Source organism: Allobosea sp. CRIB-10 (assembly GCF_900112185.1).
In the GTDB taxonomy this organism is placed as follows: Bacteria; Pseudomonadota; Alphaproteobacteria; order Rhizobiales; family Beijerinckiaceae; genus Allobosea.
In genome coordinates this window covers 40,124-55,009 of the sequence record NZ_FOKP01000003.1, presented here as the reverse complement: position 1 = coordinate 55,009, position 14,886 = coordinate 40,124, and the positions used below count along the sequence as shown (strand labels likewise).

At 67.3% G+C, this 14,886-nt stretch carries 13 protein-coding genes; 8 read left to right on the top strand and 5 right to left on the bottom strand.

What is annotated here, in order from left to right; all coding sequences use genetic code 11:
- Nucleotides 1-67: 67 nt before the first annotated feature.
- Nucleotides 68-811, top strand: a complete 744-nt coding sequence (locus BMZ69_RS05310; protein ID WP_092155534.1) for a TerC family protein — start codon at nt 68-70, stop codon at nt 809-811.
- Nucleotides 812-815: 4 nt separating this feature from the next.
- Here BMZ69_RS05310 and BMZ69_RS05305 read toward each other — a convergent pair whose 3' ends face one another.
- Nucleotides 816-1,430, bottom strand: coding sequence for a 4'-phosphopantetheinyl transferase family protein (locus BMZ69_RS05305; protein ID WP_092155533.1), 615 nt, complete (start codon nt 1,428-1,430; stop codon nt 816-818).
- 126 nt (nt 1,431-1,556) lie between these two features.
- On the opposite strand from BMZ69_RS05305, the gene BMZ69_RS05300 reads away from it, so the two are divergent.
- The 4 genes from BMZ69_RS05300 to BMZ69_RS05285 all read left to right on the top strand — a co-directional run bounded on the left by BMZ69_RS05300 (nt 1,557) and on the right by BMZ69_RS05285 (nt 4,620).
- Nucleotides 1,557-2,285 (top strand): AzlC family ABC transporter permease, encoded by a 729-nt coding sequence (locus BMZ69_RS05300; protein ID WP_092155532.1) that lies wholly within the window; start codon nt 1,557-1,559, stop codon nt 2,283-2,285.
- The gene (locus BMZ69_RS05295; RefSeq protein ID WP_092155531.1) at nt 2,272-2,589 is read left to right on the top strand and encodes an AzlD family protein; all 318 of its coding nucleotides are present in this window, start codon (nt 2,272-2,274) and stop codon (nt 2,587-2,589) included. Before BMZ69_RS05300 ends, BMZ69_RS05295 begins: the two co-directional genes overlap by 14 nt.
- Nucleotides 2,590-2,766: 177 nt before the next feature.
- On the top strand, nt 2,767-3,633 hold the full coding sequence (locus BMZ69_RS05290; RefSeq protein WP_092155530.1) for a branched-chain amino acid aminotransferase: 867 nt from the start codon (nt 2,767-2,769) through the stop codon (nt 3,631-3,633).
- A gap of 6 nt (nt 3,634-3,639) precedes the next feature.
- The gene (locus BMZ69_RS05285) at nt 3,640-4,620 is read left to right on the top strand and encodes an NAD(P)H-dependent flavin oxidoreductase (RefSeq protein WP_092155529.1); all 981 of its coding nucleotides are present in this window, start codon (nt 3,640-3,642) and stop codon (nt 4,618-4,620) included.
- 1 nt (nt 4,621) lies between these two features.
- On the opposite strand, the gene murJ is transcribed toward BMZ69_RS05285, so the two are convergent.
- Together murJ and BMZ69_RS05275 are read right to left on the bottom strand one after the other, a co-directional pair.
- A complete protein-coding gene (gene murJ / locus BMZ69_RS05280; protein WP_092155528.1) occupies nt 4,622-6,148 on the bottom strand; it encodes a murein biosynthesis integral membrane protein MurJ in 1,527 nt (508 codons plus the stop codon).
- A 109-nt stretch (nt 6,149-6,257) separates the two neighbouring features.
- Nucleotides 6,258-7,274: a glycosyltransferase family 2 protein gene (locus tag BMZ69_RS05275; RefSeq protein ID WP_244543245.1), complete on the bottom strand. Its 1,017-nt coding sequence runs from the start codon at nt 7,272-7,274 to the stop codon at nt 6,258-6,260.
- Between the two features lie 106 nt (nt 7,275-7,380).
- Between BMZ69_RS05275 and BMZ69_RS05270 the strand changes: the two genes are divergently transcribed.
- Nucleotides 7,381-8,214, top strand: coding sequence for a ChbG/HpnK family deacetylase (locus BMZ69_RS05270; protein WP_092155526.1), 834 nt, complete (start codon nt 7,381-7,383; stop codon nt 8,212-8,214).
- Between the two features lie 125 nt (nt 8,215-8,339).
- Entirely contained in the window at nt 8,340-10,037 is a 1,698-nt protein-coding gene (locus BMZ69_RS31495) for a methyl-accepting chemotaxis protein (RefSeq protein ID WP_175506671.1), read from the top strand.
- Between the two features lie 64 nt (nt 10,038-10,101).
- Here BMZ69_RS31495 and BMZ69_RS05260 read toward each other — a convergent pair whose 3' ends face one another.
- A complete protein-coding gene (locus BMZ69_RS05260) occupies nt 10,102-10,701 on the bottom strand; it encodes a superoxide dismutase (protein WP_092155524.1) in 600 nt (199 codons plus the stop codon).
- 284 nt (nt 10,702-10,985) lie between these two features.
- Here BMZ69_RS05260 and BMZ69_RS05255 point away from each other — a divergent pair, with 284 nt between their 5' ends.
- Entirely contained in the window at nt 10,986-12,461 is a 1,476-nt protein-coding gene (locus tag BMZ69_RS05255) for a hypothetical protein (protein WP_092155523.1), read from the top strand.
- Here BMZ69_RS05255 and BMZ69_RS05250 read toward each other — a convergent pair.
- Complete coding sequence (locus BMZ69_RS05250) at nt 12,448-14,589, bottom strand: S9 family peptidase (protein WP_092155522.1); 2,142 nt, start codon at nt 14,587-14,589, stop codon at nt 12,448-12,450. The two genes, BMZ69_RS05255 and BMZ69_RS05250, sit on opposite strands and share 14 nt — an antisense overlap.
- Between the last annotated feature and the right edge of the window lie 297 nt (nt 14,590-14,886).

Below are 14,886 nucleotides of genomic sequence, written 5' to 3'. Positions count from 1 at the left end.
TTGCTTAAACCGCCCGATCGGGCCAAACCGGGCTATCGGCCCGGGCTTTTGAGGGGATGACCAAGGTATGGATTTCTCATCGTCCGTCTTCTGGACGTCGCTGCTCCAGATCATCTGGATCGACCTCCTGCTTTCCGGCGACAACGCTGTCGTCATCGCGCTCGCGGTGCGCTCGCTGCCGGAGAAGCAGCGCAAGGTCGGCATTCTGCTCGGCGCCGGCGCGGCAGTCGGCCTGCGCATCCTCTTCGCGGTGGTCGTCACCTATCTGCTCGCCGTTCCCTTCCTGAAGGTGGTCGGCGCGCTCCTGCTGTTCTGGATCGCGATCAAGCTCGCCAAGGGCGAGGAGGAGGCGCACGGCGACATCGAGGCCAGCGACAACCTGTGGAAGGCGGTGCGCACCATCGCCATCGCCGATGCGGTGATGAGCCTCGACAACGTGCTCGCCATCGCCGCGGCCGCCCGGGGCCATTTCGAGCTCTTCATCTTCGGCCTGCTGCTGACCATCCCGCTGATCGTCTACGGCGCCCGCCTGCTCTCCTCCGTGCTCGAGCGCTTCCCGATCCTGATCTGGCTCGGCGCGGCGCTGCTCGGCTGGATCGCCGGCGAGATGCTGCTCGGTGACCTGGCGGTGCTGCAGTGGCTGCAGGCGAACATGCCGAACTGGGTCGTGAGCGTGCCGGTCTCCGATACCAACCCGATCGGTCTCCTGCCCGCCAAGGTGCCGTTCTATACGGCGGCGACTCTCGGTGCGCTGGTCGTCGTCGTCGCCGGCTACCTCCTGAAGAAGAAGCCGGTCGATCAGCCCGGCTGAAAAATCAGGCTCGATCGAGAACGATGAACGCGGCGGCCATGGTCTCATGGCCGCCGTTTTTCGTGAGCCGGATGACGCCAGCGGCTCGGCGGCCATTCTCCTCATCGTTGACGGTGAAACGCTCTGCGCCGTCGAGTTGTACCGAAAAGCTCTCGGGCGCGCGGGAAAATCCGGTGCCGAGCGCCTTCACATAGGCTTCCTTGGCGCTCCAGAGCTGGGCGAAGGCGAGCGGGCGGGCCGGGGCGGGCAGGTTTTCCAGCCAGTGGCGTTCGCCGGGATGCAGAACGGCAAGGGGCGGCTCGCTTGCGAGTGCAACCCGCTCGACATCGATGCCGACCGGCCGATGCGCCAAAGCGATCGCGACGAGGCCGGCCCTGGTCGCCAGCGACAGATGCAGACCGGAGCCGCGCGGGCGCAGGATCAGCGGGCGTCCGGCCGGCTCATGCCCGATTTCGACAGCAGCGTCCGCTAGACCGAACTGGCGTGCCAGCAGCTTGCGGGCGAGGGAGCGTCGCAACTCCGAACGCTCAGGCAGAGTCGCGGGTTGCGCCTGCGTCGCGATCAGCCAGGCCGCAGGCAGGGCAGGGGCGGTCTGATCGATCGAGGAGAGCCAGAGCATGCCGCCGTTCTAGTGCACCGCAGGGCGGGGCGAAAGCAGACGGCCAAGCCTGCCCTGCGCCACGCTCATGCAGGCCCGGAGCTTGCAAGGCGTTGACGCAACATCAGGAAACCGGTTCGAGGACGCATGGCTTCCGAAGCGAAATCCGAGCCGCCGGCCGCGGCCCAGCTCACCCTTGCCGGCATGCGGCTCGGCCTGCGCCGCGTCTCCGTGCTGATGCCGGGCGTGATCGTCTTCGCCGTCGCCTTCGGCGCCGCCGCCTCCGCCAAGGGGCTCAGCCTATTCGAGGCGGTGCTGATGAGTGCGCTGGTTTATGCCGGCGTCTCGCAGCTCGTCGCCATGGAGCTCTGGCGGCCGGAATGGACCTGGGGGGCGATCGTCGCGCTCGCCTTCGTGACGGCGACGGTCAACGCGCGCACCATTCTGCAGGCCGCGTCGCTGCAGCCCTGGTTCGCGCGCTATCCCTGGTTCGTGACAGCCTTCCAGCTCGCCTTCTTCACCGACGCCAACTGGCTGGTCGGCACGCGCTATCACGGCGAGGGCGGCCGCGATCTCGGCGTCGTGCTCGGCGCCGGTCTCGCGCTCTGGGTCGTCTGGGTGCTCATGACCATCCCTGGCCATCTGCTCGGCACGCTCGTCGCCGACCCGCGCACATACGGCATCGACATGGTCATGCCGATCTTCTTCGCGGCGATGATCGTGCCGCTCTGGCGCGGCAAGCGCGCGGCGCTGCCCTGGATCATCGCCGGCATTGTCGCGCTGGTCACCGCCCGGCTGGTCGACGGCTATGCCTTCATCATCGTCGGCGCGCTCTCCGGTGCCGTGGCGGGAGCCTTGCTCGATGACCCCTCCTGAACCCGGAAGCTGGGGCCCCTATCTCGCCATTCTCGGCATGGCGCTGGCGACCTATCTCTGCCGCATCTCCGGCGTCGTGCTGATGAGCTTCATCCCGCTGACGCCGCGGGTCCGGCGCGGGCTTGCCGCCCTGCCGGGCTCGATCGTTGTCGCGACCGTCCTGCCACTGATCGAGCGGCTCGGCCTCGCCGCCGGGCTGGCGCTGCTGGCGGCGGTTGCCAGCATGGCGATCCGGCGTAGCGAATTGCTGGCGCTTGTGACCGGCATGGTGGTCGTCTCCCTGATGCGAGCGGCCGGCTTCTGAGGGCGGGCGCGATCACGCAGGTCGCGTCGCGCATTTCAGGCATGCCGCCGCGATCCATCACCGGCTACGATCGCACCCATCACAGCAATCGTTCGCCGGCATGCGGCCGGCCTGTTGACGCCGCCTTGCCTGCGGCAGACGGTGCCGGCCAGCAACCCTGATCGATCGGAGCGCATGATGGCCTGGTATTCGCAGACATGGACCTGGTTCGACGGCGAGTGGCGCGAGGGCAACCCCGGCATCATGGGCCCGCGCACCCACGCCGCCTGGCAGGCCTCCCAGGTCTTCGACGGCGCCCGTCATTTCGACGGCGTGTCGCCGGACCTCGACCGCCATGCCGCACGCGTCAACCGCTCCGCTTTGGCGCTCGGCCTGAAGCCGACCATGTCGGCCGAGGAGATCGTCGCCAAGACGGCCGAAGGCGTGAAGAAGTTCAGCGGCGGCGCCGCGCTTTACATCAAGCCGATGTACTGGGCCGAGGCCGACGGCCCGTCGACCATCATCGGTGATCCCGAGTCGACCCAGTTCGCGCTCTGTCTGTTCGAGGCGGCGATGGGCGATCCCGGCAAGGGCTTCTCGGTGACCAAGGGCGCCTATCGCCGCCCGACCCTGGAGAACGCGCCGACCGACGCCAAGGCCGGCTGCCTCTATCCCAACAATGCCCGCGTCCTGCGCGAAGCCAAGGGCAGGGGCTTCGACAACGCGCTGGTGCTCGACATGCTCGGCAATGTCGCCGAGACCGGCACCTCCAACATCTTCCTGGCCAAGGACGGCGTGGTGAAGACGCCGGCCCCGAACGGCACCTTCCTCAACGGAATCACCCGCCAGCGCACGATCGGCCTGCTCCGCCAGGCCGGCGTCACGGTCGAGGAGACGACGCTGCGCTATGAGGATTTCGAGCAGTCCGACGAGATCTTCTCGACCGGCAACTATTCGAAGGTGATCCCGATCTACAAGATCGACGATCGCGAACTCCAGCCCGGCCCGATGTTCCGCAAGGCCCGCGAGCTCTACATGGACTTCGCCCACAGCAAGGGCGCCTGAGGCCAGATGGTTCGCCTGGCCACCCGCCTGACCGAGCGCCTCGGGATCGAGCATCCGATCCTCTCGGCGCCGATGGCCCTGGCGGGCGGCGGAGCGCTCGCCGCCGCCGTGACGCGCGCCGGCGGCCTCGGCCTGGTCGGCGGCGGCTATGGCGATAGTGGCTGGCTCGCCACGCAATACGCTGCCGCCGGCAACACCCGGACTGGCTGCGGCTTCATCACCTGGTCGCTGGCGAAGCAGCCGCATCTGCTCGGCGAAGTGCTGGCGCGCCAACCGGCGGCGCTGATGCTCTCCTTCGGCGATCCCAAGCCCTTCGCCAGCGAGATCGCCGCGGCCGGTATCCCACTGATCTGTCAGTGCCAGAACCTCGGCCATGTCCGCACCGCGCTGGAAGCGGGCGCCGCGATCATCGTCGCGCAGGGCGCTGAGGCCGGCGGCCATGGCCAGCGCCGCGGCACCCTTCCGCTTGTGCCCGAGGTCGCCGATCTGCTGGCGCGCGAAGGTCCGGACACGCTTCTGCTCGCCGCCGGCGGCGTCGCCGATGGGCGCGGCCTCGCAGCGGCGCTGATGCTCGGTGCCGACGGCGTCCTGGTCGGCACCCGTTTCTGGGCGAGTCGCGAGGCACTGGTCCACCCCAACCATCATGCCGCGGCGGTGGCGGCGACTGGCGACCAGACGGTGCGCTCGACGCTGCCCGATATCGCCCGTCGGCTCGACTGGCCGAAGGCCTTCGACATCCGCGTTGCGGATAATGCCTTCATCGCCAGATGGCGCGGCCGCGAGGCCGAACTGCGCGCTGCGATCGAGGACGAAGCGCCGGCCTATCGCGAGGCCTTCATGGCCGGCGATCCCGACAGGGCGGCGGTGGTCTTCGGCGAGGCGGTAGGTCTGATCTCTGGTATCCCGTCAGCCGGCGAGATCGTGGCGCATATGGTGGATGAGGCGGTCGGTCACCTGAAAGCCGGCGCCAGGCTGATCGCCGGCTAAGCTAACGCAGCAACCGCCAGAGCCCGGCCGATCTGAGCCCCCCCAGCGCGACCACGCCATAGATGCCGGCTGCGACGAGGCTGAGGATGGCGAGCGCGATCAAGCGCGGCTCGTAAGGGAACCGGATCAGCAGCCCGTAGAGCGGCTCCGCCAGCAGGCGGGCGGCCAGCGCGGCGAAGCCAGCGGCGACGCCAACGATCAGGATCAGCAGCGGCAGGCCGCGATCCGGGTTCGTCCAGCCACGCTTCAGCGCGAGGACATAGAGCGCGCCGAGATTGATCCAGGCGCCGCAGGCGGTGGCGAAGGCGAGGCCAGGCGCGCCATGGCTGCGCCAGAGCAGCAGCTTCAGCCCGACATTGGCGGCGATGGCGGCGAGCGAGATCAGCATCGGCGTCGTCGTGTCGCCGCGCGCCTGGAAGCTCGAAACCTGGGCCCGGATCAACACAATCGCCGGCAGTCCGATCGCATAGGCGAACAGCACCGCGCCGGCGGCCTGCGTCGCCGCATCGTCGAAGCGGCCGCGTTCGAACAGCGCCGAAACGATCAATTCGGGAATGGCGAGGAAGGCGGCGGCAAAGGGAGCGGCGGCGACCAGCGTCAGCGCGATCGCGCGGTTCTGCGCCGCTTCCGCTTTGGCCTCGTTGCCGGCGGCGATCGACCGGCTCATTGTCGGCAGCAGCACCGTGCCGACGCCGATTGCGATCACGCCGAGCGGCAGCTGATACAGGCGCTCGGCATAATACAGTGCCGAATAGGCGCCAGCCGGCAGCAGCGAGGCGATGATCGTGTCGGCGAAGAGGGCGATCTGCACGCCGGCCGAGCCGATCACCGCTGGGCCGAAGGCCTTGAAGAAGCTCTTGACCTCGCCGTCGAGGCGCGGCCGCGTGATCGCGGCCGAGACGCCGACGCGACGTGCCGAGATCCAGAGCAGCAGCCATTCGAGCACGCCGGCGACAGCGACGCCCCAGGCGGCGGCATGGGCGGCGCTTGGGAACAGGAAGGCGACGAAGAGCGCGCCGATCAGGCAGATGTTCAAAAGGATCGGCGCCGCCGCCGCCGCCGCGAAGCGATCGACGGCGTTGAGATTGGCCGAGAGCAGCGTCACCAGCGTGATGAAGAGGAGGTAGGGGAAGGTGATCCGTGTCAGCGTCACCGCGAGGTCGAAGCGGACGGGATCATTGACGAAGCCGGGTGCCAGCAGCCGTACCAGCTCCGGCATGAACGGGATGGCGAGCCCGAGCAGCACGAGCTGGACGGCGAGATTGAGCGAGAAGACGCGGTTCGAGAACTGTGCCGCAGCGGCTTCGCCCGACTGCTCGCGAATGCGGCTATAGGCCGGGATATAGGCCTGGTTGAAGGCACCTTCGCCGAAGATGGCGCGGAAATGATTGGGCAGCCGCAGCGCCACCGAAAAGGCGTCCATCAACCCGCTCACGCCGAGCGTCGCCGCCAGCACGATGTCGCGGAGGAAGCCGGACAATCGCGAGAGCAGCGTGAAACCGCTGACGGAAAGGATCTTTCTCAGCATCGCGCCACTCTGGTCCGCCACGATCGGCAGGCCGCTTGCACTTAGCCGCATAGCTGCGTCGCGGAAGATGGTCCAGCGCGGGGCCCGCGCAGTCCCCGAATTACCCCGATCAGTGAGGCAGCACGTCGCTACGTGGCGGGGCGCTGTCCTGCCTGTCGAAGCCGACCCGTTCGCCGACCAGATAGAGCGGCCGGCGCTTCACCTCGGCGAAGATCCGCCCGACATATTCGCCGATCATGCCGAGCGATATCAGCTGGATGCCGGAAAAGAACATGATCGAGACGATCAGCGAGGGGAAGCCGGGCAGGTCGGTGCCGAACAGCAGCGTCCTGACCATGAAGTACAGGCCAGTCAGAGTCGCCACGATCGCGATCGCGACGCCGAGCCAGGTCGCGATCTTCAGCGGCACGGTCGAGAACGAGGAGATGCCGTCGAAGGCGAAGCTGAAGAGCTTGCGGAAGCGGAACTTGCTCTCGCCATGGGCGCGCTCGCCGACCGCGAAGGGCACGCCCGTTGCCGGGAAGCCGACCCAGGCGTAGAGGCCCTTCGAAAAGCGGGCCCGCTCGGGCAGGGCTCGCAGCGCCTCGACCACGCGCCGGTCGAGCAGGCGGAAATCGCCGGCGCCTTCCGGCAGCTCGGTCTCGCCGAAGCTGGCGAAGAGCTTGTAGAACGCCTTGGCGAAATTGCGCTTCAGCGGGCTCTCGCCTTCGCGATCGGTGCGCTGGCCGTAGACGTTGAGGAAGCCTTCGCGCCATTTTTCAAGGAAGGCGGGGATCACCTCCGGCGGATGCTGCAGGTCGGCATCCATGATCACCACGGCGTCGCCATTGGCGTGGTCGAGCCCGGCGGCGATCGCGACCTCCTTGCCGAAATTGCGGCTGAAGGAGATGGCATGGATCCGGCCGTCCTGCGCATTGAGGGCGCGTAGCACCGCCAGCGTCCCGTCGCGGCTGCCGTCGTCGACGCAGATGATCTCCCAGGAGGCGACATGGCCGTCGAGGATCGGCTCGAGCCGGGCGACCAGCGGCGCGAGATTGTCGGCCTCGTTGTAGACCGGCACCACGATCGAGAGCTGCGGCCGCGGGGCAGCGACCGGTATCGTGGCAGGGGCGGAACTGGGCGCGATCGCGGACAAGGCTTTCAGGACCTTCGTTGCTCGGTTAGGGCTGAACGCATCGAACCAGCCGCAGGCTGCATATATCAGCGCTGATGAATAGGGGGTAACGGCCGGAATGACCCGCAGTTTCGTGCTTTGCGCCGATGATTTCGCCATGACCGAGGGCGTCAGCCGCTCGATCCTAGAGCTGCTCGCCGCCGGCAGGCTCTCGGCCACGGGCGCGATGACCAACCGGCCGCACTGGCCGGGGCTCGCAGGCGAGCTCGCAACCTTTGCTGGCCGCGCCGATCTCGGCCTCCACCTCAATCTCACCTGCGCCGCACCGCTGTCAGCCATGCCGACCGTCGCACCGTCCGGCACCTTGCCGAAGCTCGGCAAGCTCGCGCTGCTGGCGCTGCGCTCGGGCGCCGCGCGCGCTGAGATCGCTGGCGAGATCAGCCGCCAGCTCGACGCTTTCGAGCAGCATCTCGGCCGGGCGCCCGATTTCGTCGACGGCCACCAGCATGCCCATGTCCTGCCCGGTATTCGCCGGGCGCTGCTCGATGCGCTGACGGCCCGTTACCCGGCTGGCTCGGTCTATCTGCGCGATCCCTCCGATTCCATCGCGGCGATCCGGGCGCGCGGCATCGCCGTCGGCAAGGCGCTGACCGTGGCCGGGCTTGCGACCGGCTTGCACCGCGCCGCCGCCCGGCGCGGCATCCCGACCAATCGCGGCTTCTCCGGTTTCTCGGCTTTCGATCCGCAGCGCGATTTCGCCGCTGATCTCGAGGCATTCCTCATCCAGCCGGGGGCCGCACACCTGGTGATGTGCCATCCCGGCCATGTCGACGACGAGCTCGTCGGGCTCGATCCGGTCGTCGCGACGCGCCCACTCGAACATGTGGCGTTGATGGCCTTCGCGCCGCCCGGGCTGCGGATCTGCCGGTTTTCCAGCTCCAGCCAGCCCTGACCCGTCGGTTTGCGTGCAGGATCGCGCGGACGCAATCGAAAATTTACTCCGTTCGTTCACCCTGCGGTGTGGCAGTCCCGACAGCTTGGGATGTCGGTGTCTGGAGTCCGCGGAAGATGAGCGTGATGGCCTGGTTTCAGTCGCGGGCGCAGCAATCGCAAGTGGCTGTGCCGCATATCGGGCCGGTCGAGCGGGTGACGCACTCGCTCAGCAGCCGGATCGCGGGAGCTGCAGTCGCCATCGTCGCCGTCGCGATCGTTTTCGTCGTGATCGCGGCCGCCCGCTACAACGAGGCCAAGACGCGCGGCGATCTCGAACAGAAGATGGTGTCGCTGACCGCGATGATCGCCCATGCATCGCCGCCCCTGATCCTGGCGCGCGACACCGTCACCTTGAGCTACATCCTGGAATCGCTGAAGCGCGATCCCGATTTCGACGCCGGCTTCGTCGCCGACGATTTGGTCGCGCTCGCTTCGGCCGGACGCAATGACGAAGCACGGTTGTCGTTTACTCCGAACAAGCTCGCCCGCCTGCTCGGGCGGGAGGCCTGGGATCTGCTCGGCGAGCAGGACACGCTGCGGCTCGAGGACAAGACCTATGTGACGCAACTGCTCTCGGTGAGGGTCGGTAGTTTCAAGAAGCAGATCGGCTATGTCGCGCTGCGCTTCGACAAGACGCGATTGGTCGCGCGCTCGACCTGGGAACAATTCCTGACGATCGGGGTCGGCATCGCCTTGCTCGTGATCCTCGGACCTTTGCTGTGGATCTCGCTGTCACGGACCATGCGGCCGCTGAAGAGCATGACCCGCGCCATTGTCAACATCTCCGACGGAAAGCTCGACACGCCGATCGACGCGGTCGCGCGCCAGGACGAGATCGGAGCCATTGCCAGGGCGCTAGGCGTGCTCAAGCTGCGCCTTGCCGAGCGGGCGAGCCTGCAGCAGCAGCAGCTGACGACCGAAGCGGACCGCCATCGGCACCAGAAGCACGTCGAGGAGGCGATCGCGCTGTTCCGAGGCGAGGTCGGCGTCGCCCTCGAGGCCTTCAAGAGCAATGCCGATCGCATGGGCGAGGCCTCCGATGGTCTGGCGCGTGTCGCGGCCGAATCGTCGGAACGGGCCGCCCGCGCTGCCGAGAATTCACAAGGCGCTTCGGTGAATGTCGAGAACGCCGCCCAGGCGGCGGAGGAGATGGGGGCGGCGATCCGCGAGGTCGAGTTCCAGGTGCGCCGCGTCCGCACCGAGATCGTCGAAGCCGCCTCAGCCTCGCGCCACACTGCTGGATCGGTCCAGGCGCTGGACGAGACCGCACGCGCGATCGGCGAGGTAGTGAACCTCATTCGTGACATCGCGGCGCAGACCAACCTGCTCGCGCTCAACGCCACCATTGAGGCGGCGCGCGCCGGAGAGGCAGGCCGAGGCTTTGCCGTGGTCGCGGCCGAGGTGAAGAGCCTGGCTTCGCAGACTGCCGACGCCACCGATCGGATCGTCAGCCAGGTCGGCGCCATTCAGGGCGCGACGAGCGAGGTCGTCGGCGCCATCCAGAACATCGCCACGCGCATGGGGGCGATCGAGAGCTTCGCCAACTCGGTCGCGACCTCGATCGAGCAGCAGGCGATCGCCACCGGCGAGATCGCCAGCGGCGTCGCCATGGCGAGCACCTCGGCGCTCTCGGTTTCCAGCGATCTCAGCGTGCTCGCCGACAGCGTCGAGGAGACCGGCCGTTCGGCCGAGCAGGTCCGCCATGCCGCCGGCGAGGTTTCGGCCCAGGCGATGCGGCTCGACTCGACCGTCGACCAGTTCCTCAAGCGCGTCGCGGCCTGAGCCTTAGTCAAAATGAAACGGGGCCCCGCAGGGCCCCGTTCGTATTCATCGATCGAATGCGGGATCAGGCCTTGGCGCCGTCATAGAGCTCGGCGACGTACTCCCAGTTGACCATGCTCTCCAGGAAGGCCTTGAGATAGTCTGGGCGGCGATTGCGGTAGTCGATGTAGTAGGAGTGCTCCCAGACGTCGACGCCGAGGATCGGCGTGCCGCCATGGACGAGCGGGCTCTCGCCGTTCGGGGTCTTGCTGACGGCGAGCTTGCCGCCCTTGACCTCGAGCCAGGCCCAGCCCGAGCCGAACTGGCCGACGCCGGCGGCGACGAAGTCTTCCTTGAACTTGTCGACCGAGCCGAAGGATTCGGTGATCGCCTTCTCCAGCGCGCCCGGCAGCTTGCCGCCGCCATTCGGCTTCATCCACTTCCAGAAGTGGAGGTGGTTGTAGTGCTGGCCGGCATTGTTGAACACGGCGGGGTTCTTGCCGTAGGAGCCCTTGACGATCTCCTCGAGCGACTTGCCCTCGAATTCCGTGCCCTTGATCGCGTTGTTGCCGTTGTTGACGTAGGCGAGATGGTGCTTGTCGTGGTGGTACTCCAGCGTCTCCTTCGACATGTAGGGCTGGAGGGCGTCATGCGCATAGGGAAGATCGGGCAGGGTAAAGGACATGGGGCCTCTCCTTGGGCTGTCGAAATCGCGACGTGAGAATGGCTGCAACGACGCAACGCTTGGGCAATGATTGCCCGGCGGAACACCCCGCCATTCGCCTGTTAGTTAAGCCCCCCGGCCGGCAGCGGCAACCGCCGAAGCCCGAGAAATCCGGCACGCTCGCTCCGCGTTTCCTGCGGGAGAGGGTTGGCGGGCCGTTTGATTGGCAATACTGGACGGTATCGATAGGTTAACCGCCGAGGCGGCAAGCTGTCGCAGCTCGTCCCGCCCCAAAGGAGCAAGCGTTGGTCAGGCTTTTCGTGGTTCTCGGGTTCGCCCTGCTGGCGGGCGGCGCCTATGCCATCGTCGATGGCTGGCCATATCGCGTTCTGGAACGTGGCTTCACCGAAGTCATCCTGGGAGGACTGTCGGTGGTCGCCGGCTTGATCCTGCTCGCGCTCGCGGCGGTGCTTGCCGAACTCCGCCGGCTCAAGGGGCTCGTCAGCGGCGCCATGGCGGCGGTCGCCTTGTCCGAACCGCGCTCCGGCGAGCGCCAGATGCCGAACGAGGCGCCGGCGCGCCCGGAGCCCGCGTTCGACAAGGCGCCGGAGCCCACGGCAGGGCATGTCGGCATGGCGACCACGCTGGCCGCCGGTGCAGGCGCTGCCGTGGTGGCCGGCGCGCTCACTGGCCTGGCGAAGAGCGAGGACGCTCCGGACGCAAAGGCGACCGACAGGGCGAATGAAACTGGCAAGGCGGAGGAGGGCGACGGTACTCGCTCCGACCGCGTCGAGACCGTCGCCGCAGAGCCGTCGCACGCACCGCCGGCTGCGACAGGCGACATCGATGACTGGCTGCTGCCTCCGGTTTCGCCGGTGCTCGACGTCGCCCCCTCGGATGTGCGCTCGGATGAGCCGGACGGTGAGGGCGAGGTTGCCGAGGAGGCCGAGGACACCCGGGAATTATCCGAAGGCCCGGCGTCGACGGACGCCGACGAGCCTGCAGATCCGGAAATTCCGGAGATCGCCAAGCCCGCTGCCATCGTTGCGGATGAACCCGAGACGAAACAGGCGCAGGAGGAGCGCGACGAGGCCGTGAAGCCGGACGTTGCGCCGGCGACGAGTTCCGAGGATCGGCTATGGTGGCCGCGCATCGACCGCCCGACCCGGGAGGAGCCGGCCTCGATCGACGATGAGTTCAACGCGCTGCGCGACCAGCTCAGCGGTGTCGTCAATGCGCCGGAAGTCGAGCCGCCGCGGCGCGATCACGATGTCCTCGGTTCAGCGGAGAGCTGGATGGCGCCGCGGCCCTGGCCGCCGGTGACGCAGCCGCGCGATCCCGGCGCTCTGAGTGAGGTCGAGGCCGGCGCCGCCGATAAGGCGCTGCCGGAGGAGGCGAAGACCGAGCCCGCTCCTCTGGCGGACGAGCCTTCGCCGTCTGAGCCGGAGCCGGCCGCCGAGCCTGCTCTCGCAGCGGAAGACGCGTCGCCTGCCGAGAAGGCCGAGCCGTCAGCGGCCCAGGCCAATTCGAACGAAGCCAATTCGAACGAAGCCAAGTCGAACGAAGCTGAGCCGGCCGAGGCCAAGCCGGACGACGAGCCCGCAGCCTCCGACGAGGGCGTGATCGGCGCCTATCAGGTCGGCGAGACCCAGTTCACCATGTTCGCCGACGGCTCGATCCATGCCCGCACGCCGGACGGCGATTATGTCTTCGCCTCGATGGACGAGCTGAAGGCCTATCTCGCCAGTGAGAAGGACAAGCTCGAGACTAGCTCGAGCTGACCGGCTCACCCTCCGTATTCCAGCCTCCGCGTGCCGCCGTGATGGCGAAGGCGTAGGCGAGGGCGGTTTCCTTCAGTGAATCGAAGCGCCCGGCAGCGCCGGCGTGCCCAGCGTCCATGTTGGTGTGCAGCATGATCGGCCCGCCGCCGGTCATGGTCGCGCGCAGACGCGCCACCCATTTCGCCGGCTCCCAATAGGTCACGCGGGGATCGGCGAGACCGCCAGTCGCCAGGATCGGCGGATAGGCCTGCGCCTTGACGTTGTCATAGGGTGAGTAGCCCAGGATCGTCCGGAAGGCCGCCTCGTCGCGGATCGGGTCGCCCCATTCCGGCCATTCCATCGGCGTCAGCGGCAGGCTGTCGTCGAGGATGGTGTTGAGCACGTCGACGAACGGCACCTCGGCGATGATCCCGGCGAACAGCTCCGGCGCCAGGTTGGCGACCGCGCCCATCAGCATGCCGCCGGCGCTGCCGCCCTCGGCGACGATGCGGCCGCGGCTGGTGAAGCCCTCCGCTGCGAGCATCTCGCCGGCCGCGATGAAGTCGGTGAAGCTGTTGGGCTTGTTCTGCCGCTTGCCGTCGAGATACCAGCCCCAGCCCTTGTCGGTGCCGCCGCGGATATGGGCGATGGCGTAGACGAAACCGCGGTCGACCAGGCTGAGCGGCCGCGTCCGGAACGAGGCCGACATCGCCGCGCCATAGGAGCCGTAGCCGTAGAGCAGGCAGGGCGCCGAACCGTCGAGCGTCAAATCGCGCCGGTGCAGCAGCGAGACCGGTATTCTGGCGCCATCCTTGGCCGTCGCGAAGATGCGGCGCACGACATAGGCCTCCGGGTCATGGCCGGAGGGCACCTCCTGGCGCTTCACCAAGGTGCGTTCGCCGGTGGCGAGGTCGTAATCATAGGTTTCGGCCGGCCGCGCCATCGAGGCGTAGATGAAGCGCAAGGTGTCGGTGTCGAATTCGTAGCCGGCATCGACGCCGAGCCCATAGGCCTCCTCGTCGAAGGCAATGCTGCTCTCCGTTCCGCTCTCGATATCGCGGACGACGATACGCGGCAGACCCTCCTCGCGCTCCAGGCGGATCAGCCGGCCGGCGAGGCAGATATGGCTGAGGATCAGCCGGCCGCGCTTGTGCGGCACGAGATCGACCCAGTTCGACGGCGAAGGATCGCTGAGCGGGGCGCGCACGACCTTGAAGTCTTCGGCTCCATCAGCATTGGTCAGGATCAACAATTCGTCGCCGTGATGCTCGACGCTATACTGGCGCCCGGCCAGCCGGGGCGCGATCAGCCTGGGCTTGCCGGCCTCGTCGGAAAGGTCGACCAGGCTCACCTCCGAGGTCTCGTGATCGCTGCTCGATATCAGCAGGAAGCGTCGCGACTGGGTCTGGTCGATATCGGCGAACAGGCCGGGATCGGTCTCTTCATAGAGCAGCTCGTCCTCGCTCTGCGGCGTGCCGAGGCGGTGGCGCAGCACGCGCGTCGGGCGATGATCGTCGTCGAGCGCGACATAGACGAAGGCGCTGGAATCGGCGGCCCAGATCATCTCGCCGGAGGTGTCGGCGATCGCGTCCGGCAGGTCCTTGCCGGTGGTGAGGTCGCGGATCCGGATCAGGAACAGCTCCGAGCCGGCCTCGTCGGCACTCCAGGCGAGCAGGCGATGGTCGGGGCTGTGCTCGGCATCGCCGAGATCGAAGAACTCCTTGCCCTCGGCGAGGGCATCGCAATCGAGCATGACCTGTTCGCGCCCGGCCCTGTCGCCTTGATCCGGCCGCGGCTTGCGGCAGATCAGCGGGTGCTCGCCGCCGCGCCGATAACGGCTGTAATAGAGGAACGGCCCGTCCGGCTGCGGCGGCTCGCTGTCATCCTCCTTGATCCGCCCGCGCATCTCCTTGATCAGGTCGCGCTGCAGCGCCTTCGTCGGCGCCATCAGCGTGTCGCACCAAGCGTTTTCGGCTTCGATATGCGCTTTGATCTCGGTCGGCAGGACATCCGGATCGCGCAGGACATCGCGCCAGTTCTCGGCGCGGAGCCAAGCATAGTCATCGGTCAACTCGACGCCGTGGACAGTACGGCTTTGCCGGCGGACAGCCGGAACCGGCGGCGAGGCGGCGCTGCGCGGGTTAGTCATGCTTGCTCTCCAGGCTGGGTTTGACCGCTTTCAAACATGCGATCGATATCAGGAGCGTTTCATCTTTGCCGATGAGACAGGTAGAGCCCGTCGCCGACACTGACAAGGACAACCTGTTGGCGCAAATGCTGCAGCGCAAAGCGCTCAGGTTACGATCTGCGCCCATAAAACCAGCAATAATATGTCTCGATGAATGTATTCGAATCCTTGCCAAGCCACTTGCGATATTGAAGCGCATGGCTTAGACGAGTGCCGACTGGTCCGTTTTGCATGATTCTATTCCGGTGGAAATTCGAC

Bases quoted from the DNA above. Each gene is read 5' to 3' on its own strand.
- BMZ69_RS05310 (WP_092155534.1), top strand. From the start codon at position 68: ATGGATTTCTCATCGTCCGTCTTCTGGACGTCGCTGCTCCAGATCATC.
- BMZ69_RS05305 (WP_092155533.1), bottom strand. From the start codon at position 1,430: ATGCTCTGGCTCTCCTCGATCGATCAGACCGCCCCTGCCCTGCCTGCG.
- BMZ69_RS05300 (WP_092155532.1), top strand. From the start codon at position 1,557: ATGGCTTCCGAAGCGAAATCCGAGCCGCCGGCCGCGGCCCAGCTCACC.
- BMZ69_RS05295 (WP_092155531.1), top strand. From the start codon at position 2,272: ATGACCCCTCCTGAACCCGGAAGCTGGGGCCCCTATCTCGCCATTCTC.
- BMZ69_RS05290 (WP_092155530.1), top strand. From the start codon at position 2,767: ATGGCCTGGTATTCGCAGACATGGACCTGGTTCGACGGCGAGTGGCGC.
- BMZ69_RS05285 (WP_092155529.1), top strand. From the start codon at position 3,640: ATGGTTCGCCTGGCCACCCGCCTGACCGAGCGCCTCGGGATCGAGCAT.
- murJ (WP_092155528.1), bottom strand. From the start codon at position 6,148: ATGCTGAGAAAGATCCTTTCCGTCAGCGGTTTCACGCTGCTCTCGCGA.
- BMZ69_RS05270 (WP_092155526.1), top strand. From the start codon at position 7,381: ATGACCCGCAGTTTCGTGCTTTGCGCCGATGATTTCGCCATGACCGAG.
- BMZ69_RS31495 (WP_175506671.1), top strand. From the start codon at position 8,340: ATGGCCTGGTTTCAGTCGCGGGCGCAGCAATCGCAAGTGGCTGTGCCG.
- BMZ69_RS05260 (WP_092155524.1), bottom strand. From the start codon at position 10,701: ATGTCCTTTACCCTGCCCGATCTTCCCTATGCGCATGACGCCCTCCAG.
- BMZ69_RS05250 (WP_092155522.1), bottom strand. From the start codon at position 14,589: ATGACTAACCCGCGCAGCGCCGCCTCGCCGCCGGTTCCGGCTGTCCGC.